This window comes from Massilia sp. NBRC 108631 (genome assembly GCF_059704565.1).
The window spans coordinates 1-356 of sequence record NZ_BAAKJE010000044.1 but is presented as its reverse complement, the minus strand read 5'-3'; the positions used below and the strand labels follow the sequence as shown (position 1 = coordinate 356).

The following is a 356-nucleotide window of genomic DNA, read 5'->3' as shown; positions in this document are numbered from 1 at the left end:
GTGACTGGGGTGAAGTCGTAACAAGGTAGCCGTATCGGAAGGTGCGGCTGGATCACCTCCTTTCTAGAGTATGGCGCCACGCCAAACGCTCACACTTATCGGCTGTTGAAGATTGAAGAACTCAGGGGGATTAGCTCAGCTGGGAGAGCACCTGCTTTGCAAGCAGGGGGTCGTCGGTTCGATCCCGTCATCCTCCACCACTACAGTTCAAACGTAAGCATAGGTGCTTAGGTTTGAGTTGTATCGTTCTTTAAAAATTTGGAAGAAGTAAAGATTTATTATTTTCGTTTGATCGCAAGATTGAACGAGGGTAGTGATTGTATGTATCAACAAACGCAACAACGTAGTACTTCTTG

1 tRNA gene and 1 rRNA gene are annotated in these 356 nt (G+C 46.6%); both read left to right on the top strand.

What is annotated here, in order from left to right:
- A 16S ribosomal RNA gene (locus tag AC6H42_RS04680) occupies positions 1–63 on the top strand; the annotation flags it as partial.
- 61 nt (positions 64–124) lie between these two features.
- Positions 125–200, top strand: a tRNA-Ala gene (locus AC6H42_RS04675).
- The last annotated feature ends 156 nt before the right edge of the window (positions 201–356 follow it).